This window comes from Curtobacterium sp. Leaf183 (assembly GCF_001424385.1).
GTDB lineage: Bacteria > Actinomycetota > Actinomycetes > Actinomycetales > Microbacteriaceae > Curtobacterium.
Genome location: NZ_LMPO01000001.1, coordinates 314929 through 338818, shown reverse-complemented (window position 1 = coordinate 338818; position 23890 = coordinate 314929). Strand labels below are relative to the sequence as shown.

Sequence of the window (23890 nt, the reverse complement as noted above, 5' to 3'; positions counted from 1 at the left end):
CTCCTCATGACGAACCCCATCACCCGTCGCTCGCTGTTCGCCGGCGGCGCCTCGGCCCTGGCCCTGGGCGCGCTCGCCGCGTGCTCGTCACCCGGCACCGTGAACCCGAGGAGCGGTGCGACCGGCACCGTGTCGTACTGGCTCTGGGACGCGAACCAGCTCCCCGCCTACCAGGCCGTCGCGAAGGCCTTCGAGCAGGAGAACCCGGACATCCGGATCAAGATCACCCAGCTCGGGTGGGCCGACTACTGGACGAAGCTCACGGCCGGGTTCATCGCCGGGACCGCGCCGGACGTGTTCACCGACCACCTGTCCAAGTTCCCGCAGTTCGCCGACCTCGACGTGCTGTACAAGCTCGACGAGCTCGAGGCGACCTCGTCCATCCGCGACGACGACTACCAGTCCGGGCTCGCGCAGCTCTGGAAGGGCAAGGACGGACACCGCTACGGGTCCCCGAAGGACTGGGACACGGTGGCGATGTTCTACGACGAGAAGGTGATCGCCAAGGCCGGCTACTCCGCGGCGGACCTGGCTGGACTGTCCTGGAACCCCGATGACGGTGGCACGTTCGAGCAGGCCGTCGCCCACCTGACGATCGACTCCAAGGGGCGTCGCGGTGACGAGTCCGGGTTCGACAAGTCCGACGTCGCGGTCTACGGGATGAGCGCGAACGGCAGCGGTGGCGACGGGTTCGGGCAGACGCAGTGGTCGCCCTTCACCGGGTCGACGGACTGGTACTACACGAACAGCAACCCCTGGGGGAACCGGTTCCGCTACGACGACGCCGGGTTCCAGAAGACGATCTCGTGGTACTTCGGCCTCGCCGAGAAGGGCTACATGCCGAAGTACGGCGTGTTCTCGACGACGACCGGGCCGGACGTGCAGCTCGGCGCGAAGAAGGTCGCGCTGTCGTTCAACGGCTCGTGGATGATCGGGACCTACGCCAACCTGCCGGGCATCACGGTCGGCATCGCTCCGACGCCGTCCGGTCCGGTCGGGCACCGGGCCTCCATGTTCAACGGCCTCGGCGACTCGATCACGAAGCAGGCGAAGCACCCCGAGGCCGCGGCGAAGTGGGTCGCCTACCTCGGCGGTGCCACCGCGCAGGAGATCGTCGGGCGGGCGGGGATCGTGTTCCCGGCGCGCCGCTCGGGCACGGACGCCGCGGTCGCCGCGTTCCGCAAGCGCGGGTTCGACGTGTCCGCGTTCACGGAACAGGTCGAGGACGACACCACGTTCCTGTTCCCGGTCACGCGGAACCCGGCCGACGTGCAGGCGCTGGTCCAGCCCGCCTTCGACGACATCTACGCGAACGGCAAACCGATCTCGACGCTCACCGCCGTCAACGAGCAGGTGAACACGCTGCTGCGGCTCACGTAGGAGCGGTGCGCACGGTGCGCACGGTGCGCGGTTGCGGGGTGGTGCGGCGTTGACCGGGTGGTGCGAGGCAACAGGGTCGCACGGGGCGGTCAACCTCGCACCGGAGGCGGGCTGCGCCGACGCAACCCCGCGCTGCGCGCTGCGTCAGGCGCCGAGCGCGTGCATCTGGATGGCGACCGCGGCTGCGCCACGGGCCCACTCGTTGAACCGGAACGGCTGCGCGACCAGGGTCGGGGTGGGGGTCGACCAGTGGCGTGCCGCATCGACGGAGCGGTCGAGCGCCGCGCGGCCGACCTCGGCGACCGCGACGAGCTCGCCGGAGAGCAGGACCACCTCGGGGTCCACCACGTTGACGACGTCCGCGACGAGCAGGCCGAGCGCCTCGGCGGCGGTGTCGACGACGTCGCGAGCAGCCGGGTCGCCGTCCCGCGCGGCGTCGAGCAGCGCTGCGGCCGTGACCGTCCGACCGAGGGCACGACTGCCGGTGAGCGCGATCGCCCGGGCGCTCAGGACCGCCCGGGCGCATCCGCGGTGCCCGAACTCGCACTCCACGTCGGACGCGCCGACCGAGCCACCGAGCCGCTGGTGACCGATGCTGCCCGCGGTCGAGTGCGCGCCGTCGACGACCGAGTCCCCGACGACGAGCCCCAGTCCGATCCCGGCGCCGATGGTGAGCAGGGCGAACGAGCGACGGTCGCGGCCCTCGCCGAACCAGTGCTCGGCGTGGGTCAGCGCCCGCACGTCGTTCTCCACGCTCACGGGGAGCCCGGTCGCGTCGGTGAGCAGGGCGGCGAGCGGGACGTCCTGCCAGCCCAGGAACGGCGCGCGGCGGATGACGCTGCGCCCCTCGGTGGCGCCGCCCACGGCGACACAGCAACCGCGGATCCGGTCGTCGTCCTCGACGAGCCCGGCGACGACCGCGGCGACACGGGCGACGACGGCCGGGACGGTCGGGTCCGGCAGGGGCTCCTCGCGCTCGGTGAGGACCCGGCCGCGGCGGTCGGTCGACACCGCGAACAGTCCGTCGCCGGTGAGCTTCACCCCGACGAAGTGGTGCGCGTCGGCGTCGATGTCGAGCGGGATCGACGGCCGACCGGTCCCGGTGCCCTGCACGCCCTGCCGTTCGACCAGGATCCCCGACCCGAGCAGGGGCTTCGTGATGCGCGACAGGCTCGGTCCGGACAGCCCGAGGCGGGCGGCGAGCTCGGTGCGGGGTCGGGGCCCGGCGCGGAGCACCTCGAGCACGACCGACTGCGCGCTGCCGACCAAGGGGTCCCAGGCGCGCGGGCGTCCAGCTTCGGGGATGTCGGGCACGTCGTCAGCCTAGGGCGCGACCGGGCCCGGGCCGTGCTGCCGATAGGGTTCCTGACATGCCGCACGCTGCTCACGCGACACCGATCTGGGCCGTCAAGCTGGCCGTCGTCACCGCCCTGGTCGGCATCGCGGGTGGCGTCGCCGGGGTCTCGGTGTGGCTCGCGCTGCAGCTCATCCAGTTCGTCGCCTTCGGGTACCCCTTCGGTGGGCACCTCGAGGCCGCCGACGCCCCGTCCGGCCTGAACCGCTTCCTGGCGCTCGCCGCCGCCGGCGTCCTGACCGGGTTCGCCTGGTGGGCGCTGCGCCGCTGGGGCCGTCCGACCGTGGCGGTCACCGCGGCGGTCGGCGGCACGCGGATGCCCACGCTGGTGACCCTGGCCAACGCCGGCGTGCAGATCCTGGCGGTCGGGCTCGGCGCCTCCATCGGCAAAGAGGTCGCGCCGCGCGAGGTCGGCGCGTGGTTGGCGCAGGTCGTCACGCGCCGCGCCGGCCTGACCGAGCGCGAGACGAAGATCCTGGTCGCGTGCGGCGCCGCGGCCGGTCTGGCCGCGGTCTACGACGTGCCGCTCGGCGGTGCGCTGTTCGCGGTCGAGGTGCTGCTCGGGGAGCTCACCCTGGCGACCGCGCTGCCCGCCTTCGCGACGAGTGCCATCGCCGCCGTCGTCGCGCGCCTGGCGATCCCGGACGAGGTGCTCTACCACGTGCCCGCGATGCACATGTCACCGTCGCTGCTCGTCTGGGCCGCGATCGTCGGCCCGGTGCTCGGCTTCGCCGGGGTCGGGTTCGTGAAGCTGACGAACCGGCTGCAGGGGCTCGCGCCGAAGGGGTGGCGACTGCTCGTGGTCCTGCCCGTGGTGTTCGCGATGGTCGGGCTGATCGCGGTGCCGTTCCCGGAGATCCTCGGCAACGGTCGCGCGCTCGGCGTCCTGGCGATGAACACCGACCTCGACGGCGACCCGGTGACCGGCATGGCGCCGATCCTGTTCCTGCTGGTGCTCGGGGTGATCCGCACGATCACGACCTCGGCCACGATCGGCGCCGGCGCGGTCGGCGGCACCCTGACGCCGTCGATCGCCATCGGCTCGGCCTTCGGCGGGTTCCTCGGCGGGGCGTGGCTGCTGCTGTGGCCGGCGGACGGGTCGAGCCTGGCGTCGTTCGCGTTCATCGGGGCGGCGGCGTTCCTCGCGACCACGATGCGGGCGCCGTTCACCGCGCTCGTGCTCGTCGTGGAGTTCACCGAGCAGGGGACCGACATCCTCATCCCGGCGCTGCTGGCGATCACGGGGTCGGTCGCCGTCGGGTTCGTGCTCGCGCGTCGCCGCAGTGCCCAGATGGCCTGACGAGCGCGCCTCCGTACGCCCGCCCTCGCGCACGCCCGTGCACTCGGCCGCCTGCACGCTCACGAGCCCACCACCGAGCGATCGTCACGGAATAGGCGCGACCGGCCTACCATCGGCTGCACACGCCGGGGCAGCGGGTCCCGCGTCGGAACGAGAGGCACGGACATGGCGGGGTTCGACGACATCACGAAGAAGGCGCAGGAGTTCCTGAAGGACGGCAAGGTCCAGGACGCGCTCAAGGGCGAGAAGGCCGAGGACATCAGCGACAAGGTCCTCGACGGCGTGGCCGACGCGGTCAAGAAGGCCACGGGCGGCAAGTACGACGACAAGATCGACGGCGCCCGCGACTCGGCCGACAAGCACATCGGCAACGAGTAGCCCGACCGGCGACCACGGCCCCGACGTCCCCGCGGCGCCGGGGCCGTTCGGTGTCCGGCTGGACTCGGGCCGGAACAACGGGGACGATGGAGCGGTTGACCCCGACGACAGCAGGAGGAACCAGCCCCGTGACGATCGTCGCCCCAGCCCATCCGCTCACCGACGCCGAGGTCCGGCGGATCCGGGCGGACTTCCCGGTCCTCGACCAGCAGGTGGACGGCGTCCCGCTGGTCTACCTGGACTCGGGTGCGACGGCCGAGCGCCCCCGCCAGGTCCTCGATGCCGAGCGACGCTTCCTCGAGCACGACAACGCCGCCGTGCACCGCGGTGCGCACACCCTGGCCGCGCGCAGCACCGACGCGTACGAGGACGCCCGCGCCACCGTCGCCGGGTTCGTCAACGCGGCGTCACCGTCCGAGGTCGTCTGGACCGCGAACGCCACCGACGCGCTCAACCTCGTCGCCTACGGCATCGCCAACGCCAGCCGCGGGCGCGGTGGACCCGCCGCCGAGCGCTTCCGCCTGGGACCCGGTGACGAGGTCCTGGTCACCGAGGCCGAGCACCACGCGGACCTCGTCCCCTGGCAGGAACTCGCCCTCGCCACCGGCGCCACGCTCCGCTGGGTCCCCGTCGACGACACCGGCTGCTGGACCGCGGCCGACGCGCTCGCGCTGATCACGGACCGCACGAAGGTCGTCGCGTTCGCGCACGTCTCCAACGTCACCGGCATGATCGCCCCGGTCGACGAACTCGTCGTCGCCGCCCACGCGCACGGCGCGCTCGTCGTCCTCGACGCCTGCCAGTCGGCGCCGCACCGCCCTCTCGACGTGCAGGCCCTCGGGGTCGACTTCGCGGCGTTCTCCGGGCACAAGATGCTCGGCCCGAACGGCATCGGCGTGCTGTGGGGACGCCAGGAACTCCTCGACGCGCTGCCGCCGTTCCGCACCGGCGGGTCGATGATCACCACGGTCACGATGGAGCACACCGACTTCATGCCCGCCCCCGAGCGCTTCGAGGCCGGCACGCAGCCCGTGTCCCAGGCGGTCGCGCTCGCCGAGGCCGTCCGCTACCTGCAGGCCATCGGCATGGACCGCGTCCGCGCACACGAGGAGGACCTGGCCCAGCGGATGCTCACCGGCCTGGCCGCCGTTCCCGGCATCACCGTGGTCGGACCGGCCGCGGGGGTGGCGCGATCCGGCCTGGTGTCGTTCGACGTCGCCGGGGTGCACGCGCACGACGTGTCGCAGTACCTCGACGCCCAGGGCATCGCCGTCCGCTCCGGCCACCACTGCGCGCAGCCGCTGCACCGCCGCCTGGGCCTGACCGCAACGAGCCGGGCGAGCACCTACGTGTACACGACCGACGAGGACGTCGACCGCTTCGTCCGCGCCGTCAGCGAGGTCCGCGGGTACTTCCGTGCGGACGGAGCCGACGCGTGAGCGCCCTCGACTCCCTGTACCAGCAGGTGATCCTCGACCACGCGAAGGCCCGGCACGGTGACGCCGTGCTTCCGGACGCCGACGCGTCGCACTTCGAGCGCAACCCGACCTGCGGCGACGAGATCACGGTCAGCGTGCGGCTCGAACCGGGGACCGACCGGATCGCCGCGGTCGCCTGGCAGGGTGACGGGTGCTCGATCTCGATGGCCTCGGCGTCGGTGCTCACCGACATGGCCGTCGGGCGGACCGTTCCCGAGCTGCTCGCGCTGGTCGAGGAGTTCCGGTCGATGATGCGCTCGCGCGGTGCCGGCGAGCCGGACGAGGACCTGCTCGAGGACCTGGTCGCCTTCCACGGGGTCTCGAAGTTCGTCATGCGCGTCAAGTGCGGGATGCTCGCCTGGGTCGCGGCCGAGGCCGCGGTCCGCGAGGCGACCACGGCTCGCTGACGCGGCCCCGGCGCGCTGACGCGACCCCAGACGGACGGGAGGCCCGTGGCGACGCCGCCACGGGCCTCCCGTCCGTCTGAAGAGCGGTGTCACCCGTCGGTGACGAGCAGCCGCAGGGTCTCGGCCAGGACGGCTCGCTGGGATTCGTCGAGCGGGGCGAAGAGGTCGTCGAGCACCGCGGCGGCCACCCGGTGCCCGTCCGTCAGCGCCGTCCGTCCGGCGGGCGTGAGGGTGTGCTCGATGCGTCGGCCCTGACCGGCGGCCCGCACGATGAGCCCGCGGTCCGTCAGCCGCTTCGCCAGGGTGCCGAACGCCTGGTCGCTCTGGAACGTCGCCACCGCCAGGTCGTGGCCGGACGCGCCCGGCATGCGGTCGACCGCCCGGAGCGCGTCCCACTGCACCAGGGTCACGCCGAAGTCCTGCAACGCAGCGTCCATCGTGCGGTGGTTCCGGTACTGCGCGCGTTTGACGGCCTGGCCGAGGGATTCCAGATCGGTGGTCATGGTGCTACCGTATCAACACTCGTACATAAACATGCTTACAAAGGAACCCCGTGACGAACACACTCCTCGACGACCGTCCCGCCCTCCGATCCGGCGACCCCGCAGCCCGCACCGCGCTGGTGCTGCACGGCGGTGGTGGTCCCGCGACCGTCGCGCCGATCGTCGAGCACCTCGGCAGCACGATGCACGCCGTGGCACCGACGCACCCGGGGTGGGACGGCACTCCGCGCCCCGACGGCATCGGGTCGGTGGCCGACCTGGCAGCCGCCTACCTCGACGCGCTCGTGCGGGACGGTGAACGTGACGTCGTGCTGGTCGGGTCGTCGATCGGCGGGTGGATCGCGCTGGAGATGGCCGTCCAGGCAGCAGCGGACGACCGGACGTCGGGCGTGCTCGGCGCGGTCGTCCTGATCGACAGCGTGGGGGTCGTCGTCCCGGGGGAGCCGATCGCGGACTTCTTCGCGCTCGACGCCCGCGGGCTGGCCGAGGCGGCGTGGCACGACCCGGAGCGCGGGTACCGGGACCCCGCCGCGATGACGGACGAGCAGCGCGCCGTGCAGCGGTCGAACGGCGCGACCATGGCAGCCGTCGCGGGTGCCGGCATGAGCGACCCGGCACTGCTCGGGCGCCTCGGCTCGATCTCCGTGCCGACGCTCGTGGTCTGGGGTGCGAGCGACCGCATCGTCACGCCGGCCCACGGTCGTGCCGTCGCCGCGGCCGTCCCCGGTGCGGTGTTCGCCGAGGTCCCGGAGGCCGGGCACCTGCCGCACCTCGAGGCGCCGGCAGCGACCTGGGCTGCCATCGACCCGTTCCTGGCGACGGGGGCCGAGGTCAGGTCAGGGCGATGACGGCGATCCAGGCCCAGACCGCGACGACGACCGCGAGCGCGACCGCATGGGCCACCCGGTGCGCCGCGACGACGGCGACGAACTCCCGCAGGAACGCACTCGGCACGTAGTACCGCGCCGTCCGGGCACCGACCACCTCGGCGGAGCTGCCCAGGCTGCGCGCCAGCATCGCAGCGCGCATCACGTGGTAGTTGCTCGTCGCCACCACGACGGTCCCGGTGACACCGGCCGCCTGCTGCACCTCGCGCGAGAAGCGCAGGTTCTCGTCGGTGTTCCGCGACCGGGTCTCTGGCAGCACGGCGGACTCCGGCACACCCTGCGCCACGAGGTACTCCGCCATCGCCGTGCCCTCGGGCCGTGGTTCGTCCGAGCCCTGGCCGCCGGAGGGGATCATCACGGCGGCACGTCCCTGCGCCGTCGAGTGCCGCCAGACCTCGAGCCCCTTGTCGAGCCGCGATCGCAGCAGCGGCGACACCTCGCCGCGCACGAGCCCCGAGCCGAGGACGACCACCACGTCGGCCTCGCGCGGCTTGCCCACCCGGCCGTAGACGACCGCGTACAGCAGGAAGACCAGGAACACGACGCCGACGTACCCGGCGACGGCCAGGACCAGCAGCAGCGCGGCTTCGCCGACGGTGGAGCCCGAGCGCAGCAGGAGCAGCAGTACGGCGACCACGACGACGAGTGCCACCCCGACGACGAGCGAGAGCATGTTCCCCAGGCTGCGGCCCTCGCGGCGGAACATCCGGACGCCGTTCGCGATGAGGAAGCCCGCCAGCACGACGACCCCGACCGGGAACAGCAGGATCGCGCCGACGATCAGGACCTCGACCGCCGGGAACCGCGCCGCCGCCAGTTCGGTCACCCCGAGGACGGCGAAGAAGAGCGTCGCCAGCAGCAGCACCCCGTTGCGGAGCATCCGGCGGTCACGACGCCGCAACACCACGTAGACGAGGGCACAGACGACGGCGAGCGCGAGGAGGACCACGAGACGAACCCTACGGGGGAGTGGCGGGGGAGGACGGACGGGAGGCCCGGTGCCAGCTGGCACCGGGCCTCCCGTCCGTCAGACGCGACCGCGTCAGACGAGCGCGGTGAAGGACGCGTCGCGGACCAGCACCGTGGTGGCACCGTCCCCGACGTGCTGCTCGGTGTCGCTGGAGAGCCCGAGCGACCACGAGCCGCCATCCGGCTTCTCGGGCAGCGTGAACTCGACCGTCGTGTCCGATGCGTTCAGCAGCACCGCGACCGTGTCGTCGCCCTGCTCGAGCACGAGCATCACGGCGCGGTTGCCGGTGTCGGCCCAGTCCCCGTCCTCGAAGCCCGCGTTGTCGGCGCGGAGCACCGACACGGTGGACTCGGAGTCACCGGGAGCGGTGCGGTACCACTCCGGACGCAGCGCGACGTGCTGCTTGCGGAACGCGATCGCCGAGCGGGTGAAGGCCAGCAGGTCCTGGTCTGCGGCGTCCCAGTCGAACCACGAGATCTCGTCGTCCTGGCAGTAGGCGTTGTTGTTGCCGCCCTGCGACCGGGCGATCTCGTCGCCGCCGAGCATCATCGGCACACCGGCGGAGAGCATCAGCGTGCCGAGGAAGTTGCGGCGCTGACGGTCGCGGTAGTCGTTCACCGCGCCGTCGTCTGTCGGGCCCTCGATGCCGCCGTTGAACGACGTGTTGTTGCTCTCGCCGTCGTTGTTGTCCTCGCCGTTGGCCTCGTTGTGCTTCTCGGCGTACATCGTCAGGTCGGCCAGCGTGAAGCCGTCGTGCGCGGTGATGAAGTCGACGGAGCACACCGGTGCACGGCGCGATCCCTCGTAGACGTCGGGGCTGCCGAGGACGCGCTGGACGGCGTCGCCGAGCGTGCCCTCGTCACCGCGCCAGAACGAGCGCATGTCGTCGCGGTACTTGCCGTTCCACTCCGCCCACTCGGCCGGGAAGCCGCCGACCTGGTAGCCGGCGGTGTCCCACGGCTCGGCGATCATCTTGACCGTCCGGAGCACCGGGTCCTGGTGGATGATGTCGAGGAACGCGGAGCGGCGGCTCGCCTCGTTGTCCTGGCGGGTCAGCGTGGTGGCGAGGTCGAAGCGGAAGCCGTCGACGTGCATCTCCTCGACCCAGTAGCGCAGCGAGTCGGCGATCAGCCCGAGCGCCGCGGGGTGTGCGACGTTGAGGGAGTTGCCGGTGCCGGTGGTGTCGAAGTAGCTCGAGCCGTCGTCCTCGACCAGGCGGTAGTACGAGGGGTTGTCGATGCCCTTGAAGGACAGCGTCGGGCCCATGTGGTTGCCCTCGGCGGTGTGGTTGTAGACGACGTCCATGATGACCTCGAGCCCCGCTGCGTGCAGGGCCTTGACCATCGCCTTGAACTCGGCGACCTGCTGGCCGGCCGTGCCCGAGGAGGCGTACTCGTCGTGCGGGGCGAAGAACCCGATGGAGTTGTAGCCCCAGTAGTTGCGCAGGCCCTTGTCGGCGAGCGTCGAGTCCTGCACGAACTGGTGCGTGGGCAGCAGCTCGACGGCCGTGACGCCCAAGTCGACCAGGTGCTGGATCGCGGCGGGGTGACCCAGACCGGCGTAGGTGCCGCGGATCTCCTCGGGCACGTCGGGGTGCTGCTTGGTGAAGCCCTTGACGTGCACCTCGTACACGACGGTGTCGGCGAGGGAGGTGTCCGGGCGGGCGTCACCCTCCCAGTCGAAGCTGCGGTCGGCGACCACGGACTTCGGCATCGCGCTCGCCGAGTCGGTCTCGTCGATCTGGTCGGGGTTCTCCATGTCGTGCCCGAACAGCGCCTGGCCCCATTCGTAGGTGCCGTCGATCGCGGTGGCGTACGGGTCGAGCAGCAGCTTCGCGGCGTTGTGGCGGAGGCCGTTGGCGGGGTCCCAGGGGCCGTGCACGCGGAAGCCGTACCGGGTGCCGACCGTGACCTCGGGGACGATGTCGTGGAACGTGTAGCCGGTGCGGTGGGTGAGCTCCGTGCGGTGCTCGGTCCCGTCGTCGTCGAAGCGGCAGAACTCGACACGGTCGGCGGTGGTGGAGAAGAGAGCGACGTTGGCGCCGCCGTCGACGAGCGTGACGCCGAGCGGCGTGCGCGAGGAAGAGGTCATGCTCCCAGTTGTACCGACCGCGTGCTGTGCCCGGCAGCGCCCTGCGTACCCCGGAGCCGTGGCAGCATCGGGGGATGGACATCGCCGTGCCGACCGACACCAGGACCGAGCCGTTCGCCGAGGGTGACCGCGTCGCGATGCGGAGCGTGAACACGTACGGAGCGCACGGCGAGGCCGTCGGCTTCGCCGTCGCCGGACGCGTGCTCGTGGACGACGACGACCTGGCCGTGGTGGCGACACCAGCGGGTTCCGCCGTCCGTCGTCGCGCGGGGGCGGGCAGCGGACCGAACGGACGGCTCGTGGTCCCGGACGACTGGGACGGCTCGTACGTCGAGGACCGCTGGTTCGGCGCACCCGTCGTCCGCGTGCACCGGAAGGGCACGCCGTGGTCGGTGTGGCGCTGGCACGACGGCGTCGGCTGGGAGCCCGACTGGTACGTCAACCTCGAGTTGCCGTGGACCAGGACCGCGACCGGCTTCGACAGCCAGGACTGGACGCTCGACGTCGTCGCCCGCTTCGACGACGACGGCTCGTGGTCGGTCCGGTACAAGGACGAGGACGAGCTCGCCTTCTTCGCCGACCTCGGCCTCTGGCCCGCCGCGATGCGGTCGGTCATCGAGGGCGTCGGTGCCCAGGCCGTCGCGTCCGCCACGGCCCGCACGTTCCCCTTCGACGCGGACTGGTCGGCCTGGGTGCCCGACCCGACGTGGGCCCCGGTGGACCTGCCCACCGGGTGGGACCGTCTCGACCGCCACGACGGCTGACGGGAGGCCCGTGGTGCGGAACGAGGTCGTCGCGCGGTACACGCACCGAGCCGCCGAGTACGCGCAGCAGCTCGGCACCATGGCGCACGTCCACCCCGCCGACGACCACCTGGTGACGTCGTGGGCGTCTGCGATGACCGGCCGCGTGCTCGACGCCGGGTGCGGACCCGGTCACTGGACCGCGCATCTGGTCGAGCACGGCGTCGCGGCCGTCGGCATCGACGCAGTACCGGCGTTCGTCGAGCGCGCACGCCGTTCCTGGCCGGGCGTCCGCTTCGACGTCGACGACGTGGCCGACCTCCGGGCAGCCGACGACGCGTTCGCCGGCGTGCTCGCCTGGTACTCGCTGATCCACCACGAGCCTGCGGCGCTCCCCGCGGTGTTCGCCGAGTTCGCGCGGGTCCTCGAACCCGGCGGCGGCCTGCTCGTCGGGTTCTTCACGGGGGCGGTCGTCGAGCCTTTCGACCACGCGGTCACCACGGCGTACCGCTGGCCACCCGAAGCGCTGTCCGAGGTGCTGCGCGCCGCGGGGTTCACGGTGCTCGAATCGCACACCAGGACGGTCGTGGGGGGCCGTCCACGACCGCATGGCGCACTGCTCGCCAGCCTGGGGAAGGAACTCCCGACGTCCTGGGGAACGTGACAGTCGCAGACAGGTTCCCCAGGACGTGGGGCGGGGGACCAGTCCGCCGGCCCGACGACGTCACCGGCCGCGCAGGTCAGGTGGTCCGTGTCCAGGGCGTCCAGGGCGTCCAGGGCGCAGCGTGTCCAGGGCTCAGCGCATCCAGGGGTCCTCGGAGCGCCGACCCGGGCGGAAGCCGAAGTGCTCGAGCATCGCGACGGCCTCGGGGAACCCGTGCGCGAGCGACTCGGGCGCGTGCGCGTCGCTGCCGAACGTCACCGCACGGCCGCCCTCCTGCGCCCACCACTCCGGGATCCACGGCCACAGCCGCCGCGTGTTCATCTCGAGCGCTCGCCCTGACCCGGCGATCGCCCGCATCGCCGAGCGGAAGCCGTCCTCGAACGCTCGCGGGTCGAACGACCCCTCGGTGTCGGACGGCCAGCTCCGGACGGCGTAGTCGATGTGGGTGNNNNCCTCGGCAGCAGGCTGCTGCCGGTACAGGGTGACGGGCTCGGCACGGAGCCCGTCGGACCGCGGCAGCATGTGCAGGGACCCGTTCACGCGGTCGATCGCCCCGCTCGCGAGCACCGCCGAGGCCGCCGACTCCCAGAGGTGCGGCTGCCCGAACTCGAGCCCGGTGAGGATGCGCAGCTCCGGGAAGGACTGGCGGCATCGGTCGATCTGGTCCAGGTACCCGTCCAGGTCGAACGGGGGCAACCGGACCATGCCGTCGCTGCCGATGTACTTCGACGCGTGGTCCCCCAGGTCGCCGTCGTCGACACACCAGGCGTCCTCGAGGTCGAGGTGTTCCGTGAACACCAGGGCGGACAGCCCGATCCGGACTGCTCGGGCACACGTCCGGCGCATCAGGTCGACGGACCCGGGGTCGGACCCGGCGTCCCAGGAGAACTGGCTGTGCACGTGTGCGTCGGCGGGCATCGTCATGGTGCCGAGACTGCCACGGTGGGCCGTCCGGTTCACGCGCATCGGCGGGATCCTCAGGTCTCGTCGGTGGCGAGCCGCGCCGGTCGTGTCACGATGGCGCGGTGCGGGACGATCGCGACGGAGACGGCCTCGACGTGGCCACCGAGGGCGTGCCGCCGGGGTTCCGGGATCGCGCTGCCCGGCGACTGCCGTCGGTGGTCTTCGGCGTCGCCGGTCTCTCCACCCTCGTCGTGTCGGTCGTCGCCACCGCGTCGCCGGTGCACTCGGCCGCTTCCATCATCAGCGGGATGGCGACGCTGGTGGGGCTGTGCGTGCTCGCGACCGGGGGAGCGGACGAGCGCCCCCTGCGCGGTGTCCGCTGCGCCATGCCGTTGCTCATGGTCGCCGCCGCGTCGTCGATCGTGAAGACCGTGCTCCTGCAGGCCGGGCAGCCGCTGCCGTCCACCGTGGCGATCGCGGCCGCTGTCGGCGTCGTCGGCGGGGTCGCCGTGGCGCTCGCCGTCGTGCTGCTCCTGCTCGCACGTGCGCGGCATCGGCTCGCCGCCACCACCCTGATCGGGCTGAGTGCGATCGCCGTGATCGCGCTGACGTCCAACGTGCTGCAGGTGCTCGGCGTCCCGCACATGGAGACGCACGGGCTGACCGCGGTCACCGGTGCGGCGCTCCTGCTGATCGCCGCCGGCCTGTTCCTGCGACCGTCGGGCCGACGGCAGCCCTGACCGCCGGCAGCGTCATCCTTCGTCACCTTGCGTGACCCGCACGCCGACCCGCCGTAGCGTCGCGATCGTGACGGAGCCGACGAACCCTTCGAACCCCACCAGGCAGATCCGCTTCAACGCGTTCGACATGAACTGCGTGGCGCACCAGTCCTCCGGGTTGTGGCGCCACCCGCGCGACCGGTCGCGGAACTACCGCGACCTGACGTACTGGACGGACCTGGCGCAGACGCTCGAGCGCGGTGCGTTCGACGGCATCTTCATCGCCGACGTCCTCGGCACCTACGACGTCTACGGCGACTCGAACGAGGCGGCACTGCGGACCGGGTCGCAGGTCCCGGTGAACGACCCGATCCTGCTCGTGTCGGCGATGGCGTCGGTCACCGAGCACCTGGGGTTCGGCATCACGGCGGGGACGGCCTACGAGCACCCGTACCCGTTCGCCCGTCGGGTCTCGACGCTCGACCACCTCACCAAGGGCCGCGTCGGCTGGAACGTCGTCACGGGGTACCTGCCGAGCGCTGCGCGCAACATGGGCCAGACCGACCAGCTCAGCCACGACGACCGGTACGACGTCGCCGACGAGTACCTCGAGGTGCTCTACAAGCTGTGGGAAGGGTCGTGGGAGGACGACGCCGTGGTCGAGGACCGCGAAGCCGGTGTCTTCACCGACCCCGCCAAGGTGCACCCGATCGAGCACCACGGTGCGCACTTCGACGTGCCGGGCATCCACCTCTCCGAGCCGTCGGTCCAGCGCACGCCGGTGATCTACCAGGCCGGCGCCTCGCCGCGGGGCATCGCGTTCGCCGCCGAGAACGCCGAGGCGATCTTCGTCGGGGCGCCGACGCTGCCGCAGCTCGCCGCGACCGTGACGAAGATCCGCGACGCGCTCGAGGCCGCGGGGCGCGACCGGTACGCCGCCCGGATCTACACGCTGCTGACCGTCATCACCGACGCCACCGACGAGCTGGCGCAGGCGAAGTACGAGGACTACCTGTCGTACGCGTCCGAGCTCGGCGCGCTCGTGCTCAACTCCGGCTGGATGGGCGTCGACCTGTCGCAGTGGGACCTCGACGAGCCGCTCGGGGACGTCGAGTCCAACGCGATCCAGTCCGCAGCGGCGAACATCTCGGCGGCGACCGGCGAGGACGGCAGCGCGTGGACGATCCGCGACCTGGCCCGGCACACCGCGATCGGCGGGCTCGGTCCGGTGGCGGTCGGTGGGGGAGCGACCATCGCCCAGCAGCTGCTCGACATCCAGGAGCAGACCGACGTCGACGGGTTCAACCTGGCCTACGCGGTGACCCCGGGCACCTGGGAGGACGTCATCGAGTTCGTGATCCCCGAGCTCCGTGCTCGTGGCGCCTACCCCACCGAGTACACCGTGGGCTCGCTGCGCCACAAGCTGCACGGTCGCGGCGACCGCCTGCCCGCCGAGCACCGCGGTGCCGCCTACCGGATCGGCAGCGACGCGGTCGTAGGCTGACCGGGTGATCGAGTCGTCCGTGGTCGTGCGCCCCGCGAACCCGGACGACGAGCCCCGCTGCATCGACCTGTGGTGCGCCGCCGTCGCCGCCCGCGACGGGGTGCCGGAGCACCCTGCGACCCGTGCGCGGGCCGAGCAGAAGTTCACCGCCCCCCGGGTGGCGCTGCTGGTCGCGTCCGGGGTCGCAGACCGGCTCGACGGCTTCGTGCTCGTCACCGAGCCGGGCACCGGTCGCCCGACGGACCCGGAGGACGCGGCCTACCTGTCGCTGCTCGCGGTGCGGCCGGACGTCCAGGCCCACGGAGTCGGCCGGCGCCTGCTCGTCGAGGGGGTCACCGCCGCCAGGGCGGCTGGACACCCGGCGATCGCGCTGCACGCGCTCGCCGACAACGCCCGTGCGGTCCGCCTGTACGAGGCTGCCGGCTTCCGATCCGCCGGTGTCGACTTCCCGCATGCACTGACCGGCACGCCGACCCGCACCTACGTCACCCGCTGACGGACGGGAGGCCCGGTGCCAGCTGGCACCGGGCCTCCCGTCCGTCCTCACGTCCGCTGCGCCGGGGGCGACCTCGCCCACCGGTCCGCCGACGAGTCGTCACCGGGCCCCCCGGGTCGTGACGGCTGCGCACCGTCACCGGGTCGGACGGAGCCGTCCGGCGGTGTCGGCCGGGGCGCGAGTCCCGTCGTCGTCCGCCACCCGTCGCGGACGACGTCCGCGAAGAGCGCGTCGACGATGACGGACTCGACGTCACGGAGCAGCTCGTCGTCGACCTCGGGCGGCTGCACTGCTGCCACGAGCTCCACGGTCGCTCCCGGTCCCGGATCAGCCGGCGAGTGCCTGCTGGTCGGTCGGTGCGCCGCTCGTGACCTCGATCTTCCGGGGCTTGGCCTTCGGGGTGACCGGGATCACGAGGGACAGCACACCGTTGTCGTAGTGCGCGGAGATGGCGTCGGAGTCGACGCCCTCACCCAGGCTGAACTGGCGGAGGTAGGAGCCGTGCGGGCGTTCCCGCAGCAGCCACCCGCCGCCGTCGGTCTGGGTCGGGGCGGTGCGCTCGGCGCGGATCGTGAGGAGCTGTCCGTCCACGTTGATGTCGACGGACCCCGGGTCGATGCCGGGCAGGTCGGCGTTGAGCACGTACTGGTCGCCGTCGCGGTGCAGGTCGACCGGCATCGGCCTGAGCGTCTGGCGGCCACCCAGCAGGGCGCCGGTCAGGCGGTCGAGTTCCGAGAGAGGATCGAACGTCACAGCCATGGTGGAGATGTCCCCTTCCTGATGTCGAGTTGTGGTGTCCGGGGTTCGTCACCGGGCACGATCAGAAGGTAACTCCGTCGCTGATCCAGTTCCTCGAAAGGCGCTGGAACGTCGCTTCGAGCTTGCTCGGAACGCCTCAGACCCGCCATTTCGGGCGCGGGGCGGACAGCTCGCCGGCCTGCATCGTCGGGTAGGTGATGAGCTCCAGCGTCGATCCCCACGGGGTGCCGACGTACACGAAGCGGTTGCCGGCGCCGCTCTCGTTGCCGCCGAGGTCACGTGGATCGGCGTAGCGACGCCCGCCCGCTGCCTCGATCCGGGCGAGCGCACGGTCGAGGTCGTCCACGTAGAAGGCGACGTGCTGCCACCCGAGGTCACTGGGACGGGCCGCATCGCGCTGACCGCGCCCGTGGTACTCGAACAGCTCGAGCCCGGGGCCGTTCGGCAGCGCCAGCATCCGCAGGGCGCCCTGGGCCATCGTGTGCGGGATGCCCAGGCGCCGCTGCACGTCGGCCTCGCCGCGGACGGGTTCGCTCCGCAGGAACCGGTCGTACAGCACGACCGCCGCGAACCCGTCGACGAAGAAGTCGGTGGCCCGGTCGATGTCGGGAACGGTGAGCCCGATGTGGTCGATCCCACGGACGTTGCCGGGAGTGGCTGCTGCGGCAGTCGATGATGCGCGCGGTGCAGTGGTCGTCATGGCCGTCTCCCCGGACGTCGGCTGGCGTGGACCCGTCCAGTGGACCGGCTGGTCCGTCCAGCGGCAACCGGGGCCGTCGGGGCGTGCGGGGAACCGCGCTGATCGTGCGTGTTCACCACTCTCTGAGGGGGTGCTCAGACCACCGGTGTCCATGCGGGGAACGTCGCCGACCGGCCGTCGCCCGACGAGCGTCGGGTCACGCGCCGACCGACCCACGGCAGCACGTGGTCGCGGTAGTAGCGGAGCTCCTCGGGCAGGCGCGCCTTCGCCGTCCGGGCGTCCGCCGGTTCCGCGGGGAGGGGGCCGGCCTCGATCGCGTGCAGCGCGAGGTCGGCCACGCGCTGGTGCCCCGCGGCGTTCATGTGCAGGCGGTCCTCCGACCAGAACTCCGCACGGCCGAGGTGCCGGTCGCGCGACACGTCGACGAAGGGCAGGTCGTGGCGTCGGGCCAGGCCCTCGAGGGCATCGGCCCAGGCATCACCGCGGCGGTTGATGAGCGCACCGAGCGGCAGGCGGGCGCTCGGGTCGGCGGGGCTCAGCAGTGCGAACCGGATGCCGCGCGCCAGCACGCGTTCGACGGCGGCCTGGAGCGGCGCGATGAGCACGGCGGGGTCGAAGGCCGGACGCAGCAGGTCGTTGCCACCCGCGCAGAAGGTCAGGAGCGTCGGGGCCGGGTCGAGGGCGAGCGCTGCGTCGAGCTGTCCGTCCAGGACCCCGGCGAGCAGTCGACCGCGGACGGCGAGGTTGGCGTAGGACACGGCGGCGCCGGGGTGGAGTGCGGCGATGCCCGTCGCCAGGCGGCCGGTCCACCCGGGGAGCGTCGGGGTTCCGGCGGTCGTGCCGTCGCCGGTGTCGCCGATGCCCTCGGAGAAGCTGTCGCCGATCGCGACGTAGCGGATGGAGTCCATGCCGCCATCATCGTGCACATCCCTGTGCATGATCCTGGTCGGCGGGTGCTGTCAGCGGTCCGGGTCTCAGCGACCGGTGGTCGCGCGCTGGACCAGCCGCCCGTTCGCCGCGGTCGCTGCCGCGGTCATCCGGTCGAGGAACCGGATGACCGCCTCGAGGTCCTCGGCCGGGGTCTCCTGCACGGTGGCCGCGATCTCGGTGCCCGCGAAGGCGAGGAACCGCTGGCTCTCGGCACGTGCCGTCGCCGTCGCACGGAGGGTGATGCGCCGGCGGTCGGCGCTCTCGCGGTGCCGCTCCACGTGCCCGGCCGTCTCGAGGCGGTCGAGCAGGATCGAGGTGGCGCCGCTCGTCATCCCGATCCGCCGCGCCAGCGACGCGGGCGACAGGGGGGCGTCGGCGACCTCGGCCCAGATGACCTGGCCGAGGGCGTTGGCATCGGACACCGGCAGTGCCATCCAGGACGACAGGTGGTGGTTCAGCTCCATGAAGGTCACCGCCCAGTCGCGCAGGCGGTGCATCGCGGCGACCTGGTCCTCGGCCCACGGGTGGGTCAGGGGGTCGATCTCGGTCATCCAGGTTCCTTTGCTGCAAAGTCGCTTTACTGTAAAGCATGACGAAACCACATGCAGTGATCTCCGGGGCGAGCATCGCAGGTCTGTCGGCCGCCTGGTGGCTCCGGCACACCGGATGGGACGTGACCGTGATCGAACGGGCACCCGCGTTCCGTGACGGCGGATAGAACGTCGACGTGCGCGGTGTCGCCCGCGAGGTGCTCGACCGGATGGGGCTCGTGCCGGCGATCCGCGCCGCGAACACCACCGAGACCGGCACGGTGCTCGTCGACCGGGACGGCCGGGTCCGGGCGGAGCTGCCCTCGGACGGTCCCGACGGCGCGACCGCCGAACTCGAGGTCCTGCGCGGCGACTTCGCCCGCGCGGTGCTCGATGCGCTGCCCGCCGGGGTGGAGCTGGTCTACGGGGAGACGATCGACGAGGTCGAGGACATGGCCGGGGGAGCGAACGACGGTGCGGACGCGGACCGTGTCACGGTGACCACCGGCACCGGACGGGTCCTGCACGCTGACCTGCTCGTCATCGCGGAGGGCGTGCGGTCGCGGACACGGGACCTGGTGTTCCCGGACGACGACGTCGACGCGCGGGACCTGGGTGTGACGATGGTGTTCGGGACGATCCCGCGCACCCCGACGGACGACGACCGGTGGCGCTGGTACAACGCGGTGGGCGGCCGACAGGTGCACCTGCGCCCCGACCCCTACGGCACGACGCGGGCCATCCTGGCGTACGCCGGCGGCGACGCGCTGGCGGGCGTGCAGCGTGACGAGGCCGTGGCGGTGCTGCGTCGCCGGTACGCCGGTGCCGGCTGGGAGTCCGAGCGGGTGCTCGACGGCCTGGCCGAGTCCGACGACGTGTACCTGGACGAACTCACGCAGATCCGGATGCGGCGGTGGCACCGGGGACGCGTCGTCGCGATCGGGGACGCGGCGTGGTGCGTGACGCCGATGGGCGGCGGCGGTGCCTCGCTCGCCCTGACGAGCGGGTACGTGCTCGCCGCGAGCCTGTCCGCCCGTGGCCCTGGACGACCCAGCCGGCGGGACCTGGACGCGGCGTTCGGTGCGTTCGACCGGTGGATGCGGCCGCTCGTCGACCGGATCCAGGGCATCCCGAGGGGCATCGTCCACTTCGCCTACCCGCAGTCCCGCCTGGGGCTGGCGGCCCGCGGCGTCGCCGACAAGGTGCTGACGTCGGCGCTGTTCCGACCCGTCGCTGCGAAGCTCACCCGGGTGGCCGACTCCGCCGTCCCGCTGCCGCCGATCGTCACCCACGCGGTCTGACGGTCGCCGTGACGACCGTCGACCGTGACGGCCGTCGACCGTCTCGGCCGTCGACCGTCACGCCCGACTGCCGGTCAGCGCCGGAGCGTCGCCCGGGGGTACTCGCCGTGCCGCTCCAGGTAGGCGGCCGAGAACCGCCCGGCGTGCGCGAAGCCCCACAGCCGGGCGACGTCGGCGATGCTCGTCGTGGCCGGGTCGCCCTGCAGCAGCGCGTCACGGACCCGGTCGAGCCGGACCTGCCGGATGTACCCGTTGGGACTGACGCCGAGCTGTCGCTGGAAGGCCTGCTGCAGGGCGCGCAGGCTGAGCGCGGCCACCTCGGCCAGGTCGGTGCTGGTGATCGGCTGGTGGGCGTGCTCGTGGACGTACTCGACCGCGCGCCGGATGTGGGCGTTGCGGGGGAGGAGCAGCTCGCCGGGGAGCGACGCCGTCACGAGCGGGTAGAGCTCGAGCAGCGCCAGTGCGCCGAGCCGTCCCATCTCGGCCTGCAGTAGCGGTGACGCCTGCCGGTCCATGATCGTGTGCGAGATGAGGGAGACCGTGTTCCTCCAGATCTGCATCGCGCGGTCGTCGGGGCGGATGGTGTGGTCGAGGTGCACCTGGCCGGCCTCGACCCCGCGTTCGCCGGCGAGCTCGACGAGTGCCGAGCGGTTGACCTGCACGAGGCGCTGGTCGTAGTCGCGGTAGGTGAAGGTCGCTCCGTGCTGCGGCCAGAGCTGCGGCCGACCGACCTCGCTGACGATGCGGGCATCTCCCTCGCCGATCGAGCCCGAGCCACGGGTCACCCACTGGACGACGAAGTCCGTCGTCGGGACCATGACACCCTCGAGGTGCCCGTCGAACCGGATCGCGCGGAGGGTCATCGCCGAGTCGCCGACGGCGGAGTACCGGAAGTCGAACGGCTGTGTGGTCGTCTCGGCACGCCACTCGTCGGCGTCGTAGGCACCGATCAGGAAGTCGCGCGCCTGCTCGATGTCGCTGGACCGGGTGTCGTCGTGCACGCGCGCGCGGTCGTCAGTCATGGAGCATCGTGTGACCGACTGTGCCGGACGGCCGGGTCCCTGGCACGGCTGCTGTCCGGGAAGCGCTCATCTCCCGGGTGCCCGCGCATCGCGGACACGACCGACCCGCGGGGTGATGTCCGGAATCCGGCTGTCCGGGGCGTCCGGACGTCCGGGATCCGAGACGTCCGCCGACCCCGCCGGACACGCGTCGCGCCGACTCGTAGGTTCTGATCGACACCGACGGCACCCCGCCGTGACGACGAGGAAGAGGACCATGAGCACCGTGACCGCAGCACCGATCGAGTCCGCCGCAGGGCCCAAGGCCGCGTTCGACGCGGTCGCGATCAGGGCACGCGCACACCACCGCAGCGCGTTCAGCGAGGTCCGCGACGCGCAGCGCCACCGTGCGCTGCAGTTCGCCGCGATCGGCAGCGGTGTGGTCTCGGTCACCGTCCTGGCCTCGGCCGCCGTCGTCCTCGGGCTCTCGGCATGAGCGCCGTCACGCCGTACGACGAGACCCTGACGCAGCCGATCGACATGGCCGCGCTGCTCGCCGAACAGGAGCGGGTCGATGCGTGACCGCGGCTCGCTCGAGGAACTCCGGCGCGACCCGGCGGAGTGGCGTCGCCGGGGACTGACCCCGCCGGACGACCTCGCGGCGATCGTGCGGTCCCGCCTGGGCCACGGCTCGGTGGCCGACCCCACCTACGCGGACTTCTTCGCCGGGTGACCCCCGGTACCGAGACCGACACCACCGATCGACGACCGAGCGACCAGGACCAGGCGAACCCACGATGACGATCCTCACGTTGACACCGCCCGCTCCCGAGACGAGCCGACAACGCGCGGCCTCGTCGGCTGCCGACGCGCTCTTCACCGAGCACGGCGTCCAGCCCGTCACGATGGAGGACGTCGCCGTGCGCGCGGGGCTCAGCATGGCGGAACTGCGATCGGCCTACCCGACCAAGCAGTCCCTGGTCGTCGCGGTCCTGCGGCGCTGGCACGGTGCCTGGCGACGGGCGCTCGCGCACATCGCGGAGGCCTCTCCGGACCCGCGTGACGAGATCCTCGGCATCTTCAGCTACCTCGAGGAGTGCTTCGAGGACGAGGGCTGGCGCGGTTGCGCGTTCATCAACGGGCACGCCGAGCTCGGCCGCCAGGACCCGCTCATCGCCGAACTGGCCGCGGAGCACTTCCGCGACGTCGAGCACCACCTCGCCCTGCTCTGCGCACGGGCCGACATGCCGTCCCACATCGCCGAGACGCTGTCGCTGCTGGTCGAGGGAGCCCGCGTCGAGTCCGCCGTCCAGGGGTCGGCGAAGCCGGCCCGGTCCGCGCGCCTCGGCGCGGCGATGCTGATGTCGGTCTTCGAGGAGCGGCCCGCGTTCTGAGCGCCCCGCGCTCAGGACGGACGGGAGGCCCGGTGCCAGCTGGCACCGGGCCTCCCGTTCGTCTCGTCGCGCGCCCGGATCAGGAGGGCGCGCGACCCGCCGTCACGCCCGCTCGCGCCGACGTGCCAGCCGGACGACCGCACCGGCGACGACGCCGCCGAGGATCGGGGCGACGATGAACACCCAGAGCTGCGCCAGCGGGTCGGCACCGCCGTAGACCGCGCTCGCGATCGAGCGGGCCGGGTTCACCGAGGTGTTGCTGACCGGGATGCTGATGAGGTGGATCAGCGTCAGCGTCAGGCCGATCCCGATCGGGGCCAGCGCCTGGTACTCGCGCTTCGCGGTCACCGAGAGGATCACCGCGACGAAGACGCCGGTCAGGACCGCCTCGGTCAGGAACACCGCGCCGAGGCCGTAGCCGCCGGGACTGTGGTCGCCGAAGCCGTTCGAGGCGAAGCCGGCGTCCTGCGCGGCCGCGAAGGCCCCGCGCTTGCCGGACAGCACGATCGCGATGACGCTCGTGCCGGCGAGGCCGCCGAGGACCTGGGACACCAGGTACCCGGGGACGTGTTTCGCGTCGGTGCGACCCGCGGCGAACAGCCCGAGCGTGACCGCCGGGTTGAAGTGGCCGCCGGAGATGTGCCCGACGGCGGCGATGCCGGCCATCACGGTCAGGCCGAACGCCAGCGCGACGCCGAGGAACCCGACGCCCGACTGGTTGTCGGTGCTGCTCGGGAAGTTCGCGGCGAAGAGCGCCGTGCCGACGCCGCCGAGGACGAGCAGGAACGTCCCGAAGAACTCGGAGAGGTACCGTGCGAGCGGACTCCAGGCAGCGGCGTCCTCACGCCGCTGCTCGGAGGTCGACTCGCTCACCGGCTCGTTGCGACCGGTCATTCGACGCGCGACTCCTTCTTGTCGTCGTTGTCGTCGTCGTCACCGGGGATGTGGACGTCCTGGACGGTGACGTTGACCTCGGCGACCTCCATGCCGACGATCTGCTGGAGCGCACGCGTGACGGACGCGCGGACGCCGTCGGCGACCTGCTGCAGTGCCACGGGGTACTCGGCGACGATCACGATGTCAGCGGCGACCTGCTTCTCGCCGACCTCGACCTTGACGCCCTGGCCGTGGTCGTGCTGGCCGATCGCGTCACGGATGGCGCCGATCGCGCGGGCCGCGCCGGATCCGAGCGAGTACACGCCGTTGACCTCGCGGGCGGCGATGCCGGCGACCTTCTCGACGACGGTGTCCTCGATCTTCGTCGCGCCGGAGACGCCGTTCGCGCCCGCGTGCTGGCCGCTGCGCGTGGCAGCGGCGGTGGTCGCCGGGGTGGTGGTCGTGGTGTCAGCCATGTGTCGTTTCCTCTCGTGTTCCCGCCGGGCGTTCCCGGCGGTTGCTGTTCACCAGTGAGACGGGGTGAACCCGACGGAAGTCACACACCCGCGGGAATCGGCTCGCCGGTTGCGGGTGCACTCCTGCGTCGACGTCGGTAGTGTGC

General features: G+C 72.3%; 29 protein-coding genes and 1 pseudogene. 16 read left to right on the top strand and 14 right to left on the bottom strand.

The genetic code is table 11. The features are described from left to right. Positions 1-6 precede the first annotated feature (6 nt). Entirely contained in the window at positions 7-1380 is a 1374-nt protein-coding gene (locus ASG04_RS01640; protein ID WP_056119263.1) for an ABC transporter substrate-binding protein, read from the top strand. Between the two features lie 144 nt (positions 1381-1524). On the opposite strand, the gene ASG04_RS01635 is transcribed toward ASG04_RS01640, so the two are convergent. Further along, entirely contained in the window at positions 1525-2694 is a 1170-nt protein-coding gene (locus tag ASG04_RS01635) for an ROK family protein (RefSeq protein WP_082517722.1), read from the bottom strand. A 56-nt stretch (positions 2695-2750) separates the two neighbouring features. Here ASG04_RS01635 and ASG04_RS01630 point away from each other — a divergent pair, with 56 nt between their 5' ends. The 4 genes from ASG04_RS01630 to sufU all read left to right on the top strand — a co-directional run bounded on the left by ASG04_RS01630 (position 2751) and on the right by sufU (position 6297). Beyond that, positions 2751-4034, top strand: coding sequence for a chloride channel protein (locus ASG04_RS01630; RefSeq protein WP_056119256.1), 1284 nt, complete (start codon positions 2751-2753; stop codon positions 4032-4034). A 165-nt stretch (positions 4035-4199) separates the two neighbouring features. Continuing rightward, positions 4200-4412 carry an antitoxin gene (locus ASG04_RS01625; RefSeq protein ID WP_056119253.1) on the top strand — a complete coding sequence of 71 codons (213 nt, stop codon included), beginning with the start codon at positions 4200-4202 and terminating at the stop codon, positions 4410-4412. A gap of 86 nt (positions 4413-4498) precedes the next feature. Beyond that, the gene (locus ASG04_RS01620; RefSeq protein WP_056119250.1) at positions 4499-5851 is read left to right on the top strand and encodes an aminotransferase class V-fold PLP-dependent enzyme; all 1353 of its coding nucleotides are present in this window, start codon (positions 4499-4501) and stop codon (positions 5849-5851) included. Next, complete coding sequence (gene sufU, locus ASG04_RS01615) at positions 5848-6297, top strand: Fe-S cluster assembly sulfur transfer protein SufU (RefSeq protein ID WP_056119249.1); 450 nt, start codon at positions 5848-5850, stop codon at positions 6295-6297. Before ASG04_RS01620 ends, sufU begins: the two co-directional genes overlap by 4 nt. A gap of 89 nt (positions 6298-6386) precedes the next feature. Here the strand turns inward: sufU and ASG04_RS01610 are convergent, their stop codons facing one another. After that, complete coding sequence (locus ASG04_RS01610) at positions 6387-6800, bottom strand: MarR family winged helix-turn-helix transcriptional regulator (RefSeq protein WP_056119247.1); 414 nt, start codon at positions 6798-6800, stop codon at positions 6387-6389. A 50-nt stretch (positions 6801-6850) separates the two neighbouring features. Between ASG04_RS01610 and ASG04_RS01605 the strand changes: the two genes are divergently transcribed. Continuing rightward, positions 6851-7648, top strand: a complete 798-nt coding sequence (locus tag ASG04_RS01605; protein ID WP_056119245.1) for an alpha/beta fold hydrolase — start codon at positions 6851-6853, stop codon at positions 7646-7648. On the opposite strand, the gene ASG04_RS01600 is transcribed toward ASG04_RS01605, so the two are convergent. Further along, a complete protein-coding gene (locus ASG04_RS01600) occupies positions 7632-8636 on the bottom strand; it encodes a YdcF family protein (protein ID WP_235515394.1) in 1005 nt (334 codons plus the stop codon). The two genes, ASG04_RS01605 and ASG04_RS01600, sit on opposite strands and share 17 nt — an antisense overlap. A 93-nt stretch (positions 8637-8729) precedes the next feature. Continuing rightward, the gene (glgX, locus tag ASG04_RS01595) at positions 8730-10748 is read right to left on the bottom strand and encodes a glycogen debranching protein GlgX (protein ID WP_056119243.1); all 2019 of its coding nucleotides are present in this window, start codon (positions 10746-10748) and stop codon (positions 8730-8732) included. Positions 10749-10822: 74 nt separating this feature from the next. Between glgX and ASG04_RS01590 the strand changes: the two genes are divergently transcribed. Continuing rightward, positions 10823-11512 (top strand): DUF402 domain-containing protein, encoded by a 690-nt coding sequence (locus ASG04_RS01590; protein WP_056119240.1) that lies wholly within the window; start codon positions 10823-10825, stop codon positions 11510-11512. Between the two features lie 10 nt (positions 11513-11522). Next, positions 11523-12155 (top strand): class I SAM-dependent DNA methyltransferase, encoded by a 633-nt coding sequence (locus ASG04_RS01585; RefSeq protein WP_056119237.1) that lies wholly within the window; start codon positions 11523-11525, stop codon positions 12153-12155. A gap of 132 nt (positions 12156-12287) precedes the next feature. On the opposite strand, the pseudogene ASG04_RS18050 reads toward ASG04_RS01585, so the two are convergent. Both ASG04_RS18050 and ASG04_RS17750 read right to left on the bottom strand, forming a co-directional pair. Then, a pseudogene (locus ASG04_RS18050) lies at positions 12288-12603 on the bottom strand (hypothetical protein); the annotation flags it as partial. A 4-nt stretch (positions 12604-12607) separates the two neighbouring features. Continuing rightward, positions 12608-13079, bottom strand: a 472-nt coding sequence (locus ASG04_RS17750; RefSeq protein WP_414835809.1) for a PHP domain-containing protein, incomplete at its 3' end; no start/stop codon positions are given. A gap of 101 nt (positions 13080-13180) precedes the next feature. Between ASG04_RS17750 and ASG04_RS01570 the strand changes: the two genes are divergently transcribed. The 3 genes from ASG04_RS01570 to ASG04_RS01560 all read left to right on the top strand — a co-directional run bounded on the left by ASG04_RS01570 (position 13181) and on the right by ASG04_RS01560 (position 15777). After that, on the top strand, positions 13181-13798 hold the full coding sequence (locus tag ASG04_RS01570; protein ID WP_156463475.1) for a hypothetical protein: 618 nt from the start codon (positions 13181-13183) through the stop codon (positions 13796-13798). Between the two features lie 67 nt (positions 13799-13865). Next, positions 13866-15281, top strand: coding sequence for an LLM class flavin-dependent oxidoreductase (locus ASG04_RS01565; RefSeq protein ID WP_268750880.1), 1416 nt, complete (start codon positions 13866-13868; stop codon positions 15279-15281). A gap of 4 nt (positions 15282-15285) precedes the next feature. Beyond that, the gene (locus tag ASG04_RS01560; RefSeq protein WP_056119223.1) at positions 15286-15777 is read left to right on the top strand and encodes a GNAT family N-acetyltransferase; all 492 of its coding nucleotides are present in this window, start codon (positions 15286-15288) and stop codon (positions 15775-15777) included. 47 nt (positions 15778-15824) lie between these two features. Here the strand turns inward: ASG04_RS01560 and ASG04_RS01555 are convergent, their stop codons facing one another. The 5 genes from ASG04_RS01555 to ASG04_RS01535 all read right to left on the bottom strand — a co-directional run bounded on the left by ASG04_RS01555 (position 15825) and on the right by ASG04_RS01535 (position 18717). After that, positions 15825-16076, bottom strand: a complete 252-nt coding sequence (locus ASG04_RS01555) for a hypothetical protein (protein ID WP_156463474.1) — start codon at positions 16074-16076, stop codon at positions 15825-15827. Positions 16077-16104: 28 nt separating this feature from the next. Further along, complete coding sequence (locus tag ASG04_RS01550) at positions 16105-16536, bottom strand: Hsp20/alpha crystallin family protein (RefSeq protein ID WP_056119217.1); 432 nt, start codon at positions 16534-16536, stop codon at positions 16105-16107. A gap of 136 nt (positions 16537-16672) precedes the next feature. Beyond that, a complete protein-coding gene (locus ASG04_RS01545) occupies positions 16673-17236 on the bottom strand; it encodes a VOC family protein (protein ID WP_082517721.1) in 564 nt (187 codons plus the stop codon). A 134-nt stretch (positions 17237-17370) separates the two neighbouring features. Then, on the bottom strand, positions 17371-18144 hold the full coding sequence (locus ASG04_RS01540) for an SGNH/GDSL hydrolase family protein (RefSeq protein ID WP_082517720.1): 774 nt from the start codon (positions 18142-18144) through the stop codon (positions 17371-17373). A gap of 66 nt (positions 18145-18210) precedes the next feature. After that, positions 18211-18717 carry a MarR family winged helix-turn-helix transcriptional regulator gene (locus tag ASG04_RS01535; protein ID WP_056119215.1) on the bottom strand — a complete coding sequence of 169 codons (507 nt, stop codon included), beginning with the start codon at positions 18715-18717 and terminating at the stop codon, positions 18211-18213. Positions 18718-18755: 38 nt separating this feature from the next. Between ASG04_RS01535 and ASG04_RS17680 the strand changes: the two genes are divergently transcribed. Next, complete coding sequence (locus tag ASG04_RS17680) at positions 18756-18884, top strand: NAD(P)-binding protein (protein WP_200938378.1); 129 nt, start codon at positions 18756-18758, stop codon at positions 18882-18884. 9 nt (positions 18885-18893) lie between these two features. Then, positions 18894-19997: an FAD-dependent monooxygenase gene (locus tag ASG04_RS01530; protein ID WP_200938377.1), complete on the top strand. Its 1104-nt coding sequence runs from the start codon at positions 18894-18896 to the stop codon at positions 19995-19997. A gap of 74 nt (positions 19998-20071) precedes the next feature. Here ASG04_RS01530 and ASG04_RS01525 read toward each other — a convergent pair whose 3' ends face one another. Then, a complete protein-coding gene (locus tag ASG04_RS01525) occupies positions 20072-21019 on the bottom strand; it encodes a helix-turn-helix transcriptional regulator (protein ID WP_056119212.1) in 948 nt (315 codons plus the stop codon). Positions 21020-21275: 256 nt separating this feature from the next. Between ASG04_RS01525 and ASG04_RS01520 the strand changes: the two genes are divergently transcribed. The 3 genes from ASG04_RS01520 (at position 21276) to ASG04_RS01515 (ending at position 22392) form a co-directional block, all read left to right on the top strand. After that, positions 21276-21494: a hypothetical protein gene (locus ASG04_RS01520; protein WP_056119209.1), complete on the top strand. Its 219-nt coding sequence runs from the start codon at positions 21276-21278 to the stop codon at positions 21492-21494. Positions 21495-21572: 78 nt separating this feature from the next. Beyond that, positions 21573-21731 carry a hypothetical protein gene (locus ASG04_RS17245; protein WP_156463473.1) on the top strand — a complete coding sequence of 53 codons (159 nt, stop codon included), beginning with the start codon at positions 21573-21575 and terminating at the stop codon, positions 21729-21731. Between the two features lie 64 nt (positions 21732-21795). Beyond that, on the top strand, positions 21796-22392 hold the full coding sequence (locus ASG04_RS01515; protein WP_056119206.1) for a TetR/AcrR family transcriptional regulator: 597 nt from the start codon (positions 21796-21798) through the stop codon (positions 22390-22392). A 102-nt stretch (positions 22393-22494) separates the two neighbouring features. Here ASG04_RS01515 and aqpZ read toward each other — a convergent pair whose 3' ends face one another. Continuing rightward, positions 22495-23286 carry an aquaporin Z gene (gene aqpZ / locus ASG04_RS01510; protein WP_082517719.1) on the bottom strand — a complete coding sequence of 264 codons (792 nt, stop codon included), beginning with the start codon at positions 23284-23286 and terminating at the stop codon, positions 22495-22497. Then, positions 23283-23744, bottom strand: coding sequence for an Asp23/Gls24 family envelope stress response protein (locus ASG04_RS01505; protein ID WP_056119203.1), 462 nt, complete (start codon positions 23742-23744; stop codon positions 23283-23285). Before ASG04_RS01505 ends, aqpZ begins: the two co-directional genes overlap by 4 nt. Positions 23745-23890: the final 146 nt, after the last annotated feature.